The following is a 2,295-nucleotide window of genomic DNA, read 5'->3' on the forward strand; positions in this document are numbered from 1 at the left end:
CACACCGCCCGTCGCTACTACCGATTGAATGGCTCAGTGAGGCGTCCGGACTGGCCCAGAGAGGTGGGCAACTACCACTCAGGGCCGGAAAGCTCTCCAAACTCGGTCATTTAGAGGAAGTAAAAGTCGTAACAAGGTCTCCGTTGGTGAACCAGCGGAGGGATCATTACCGAGTTTACAACTCCCAAACCCCTGTGAACATACCAATTGTTGCCTCGGCGGATCAGCCCGCTCCCGGTAAAACGGGACGGCCCGCCAGAGGACCCCTAAACTCTGTTTCTATATGTAACTTCTGAGTAAAACCATAAATGAAGAACGCAGCAAAATGCGATAAGTAATGTGAATTGCAGAATTCAGTGAATCATCGAATCTTTGAACGCACATTGCGCCCGCCAGTATTCTGGCGGGCATGCCTGTTCGAGCGTCATTTCAACCCTCAAGCCCAGCTTGGTGTTGGGACTCGCGAGTCAAATCGCGTTCCCCAAATTGATTGGCGGTCACGTCGAGCTTCCATAGCGTAGTAGTAAAACCCTCGTTACTGGTAATCGTCGCGGCCACGCCGTTAAACCCCAACTTCTGAATGTTGACCTCGGATCAGGTAGGAATACCCGCTGAACTTAAGCATATCAATAAGCGGAGGAAAAGAAACCAACAGGGATTGCCCTAGTAACGGCGAGTGAAGCGGCAACAGCTCAAATTTGAAATCTGGCTCTCGGGCCCGAGTTGTAATTTGTAGAGGATACTTTTGATGCGGTGCCTTCCGAGTTCCCTGGAACGGGACGCCATAGAGGGTGAGAGCCCCGTCTGGTTGGATGCCAAATCTCTGTAAAGTTCCTTCGACGAGTCGAGTAGTTTGGGAATGCTGCTCTAAATGGGAGGTATATGTCTTCTAAAGCTAAATACCGGCCAGAGACCGATAGCGCACAAGTAGAGTGATCGAAAGATGAAAAGCACTTTGAAAAGAGAGTTAAAAAGTACGTGAAATTGTTGAAAGGGAAGCGTTTATGACCAGACTTGGGCTTGGTTAATCATCTGGGGTTCTCCCCAGTGCACTTTTCCAGTCCAGGCCAGCATCAGTTTTCGCCGGGGGATAAAGACTTCGGGAATGTGGCTCTCTTCGGGGAGTGTTATAGCCCGTTGTGTAATACCCTGGCGGGGACTGAGGTTCGCGCATCTGCAAGGATGCTGGCGTAATGGTCATCAACGACCCGTCTTGAAACACGGACCAAGGAGTCGTCTTCGTATGCGAGTGTTCGGGTGTCAAACCCCTACGCGTAATGAAAGTGAACGCAGGTGAGAGCTTCGGCGCATCATCGACCGATCCTGATGTTCTCGGATGGATTTGAGTAAGAGCATACGGGGCCGGACCCGAAAGAAGGTGAACTATGCCTGTATAGGGTGAAGCCAGAGGAAACTCTGGTGGAGGCTCGCAGCGGTTCTGACGTGCAAATCGATCGTCAAATATGGGCATGGGGGCGAAAGACTAATCGAACCTTCTAGTAGCTGGTTTCCGCCGAAGTTTCCCTCAGGATAGCAGTGTTGAACTCAGTTTTATGAGGTAAAGCGAATGATTAGGGACTCGGGGGCGCTATTTAGCCTTCATCCATTCTCAAACTTTAAATATGTAAGAAGCTCTTGTTGCTTAATTGAACGTGAGCATTCGAATGTATCAACACTAGTGGGCCATTTTTGGTAAGCAGAACTGGCGATGCGGGATGAACCGAACGCGAGGTTAAGGTGCCAGAGTAGACGCTCATCAGACACCACAAAAGGTGTTAGTACATCTTGACAGCAGGACGGTGGCCATGGAAGTCGGAATCCGCTAAGGACTGTGTAACAACTCACCTGCCGAATGTACTAGCCCTGAAAATGGATGGCGCTCAAGCGTCTCACCCATACCTCGCCCTCAGGGTAGAAACGATGCCCTGAGGAGTAGGCGGACGTGGAGGTCAGTGACGAAGCCTAGGGCGTGAGCCCGGGTTGAACGGCCTCTAGTGCAGATCTTGGTGGTAGTAGCAAATACTTCAATGAGAACTTGAAGGACCGAAGTGGGGAAAGGTTCCATGTGAACAGCGGTTGGACATGGGTTAGTCGATCCTAAGCCATAGGGAAGCTCCGTTTCAAAGGTGCACTTTGCACCGTCTGGCGAAAGGGAAGCCGGTCAATATTCCGGCACCTGGATGTGGGTTTTGCGCGGCAACGCAACTGAACGTGGAGACGACGGCGGGGGCCCCGGGCAGAGTTCTCTTTTCTTCTTAACAGTCTCTCACCCTGAAATCGGTTTGTCCGGAGCTA

General features: G+C 51.2%; 1 rRNA gene (only partly in view). It reads left to right on the forward strand.

The window, feature by feature from the left end:
- Positions 1-261: 261 nt before the first annotated feature.
- Positions 262-2,295, forward strand: a 23S ribosomal RNA gene (locus ACFRCG_RS48340) (its annotated part continues 358 nt past the right edge of the window); the annotation flags it as partial.

Source organism: Embleya sp. NPDC056575 (assembly GCF_042793325.1).
Lineage (GTDB): Bacteria > Actinomycetota > Actinomycetes > Streptomycetales > Streptomycetaceae > Embleya.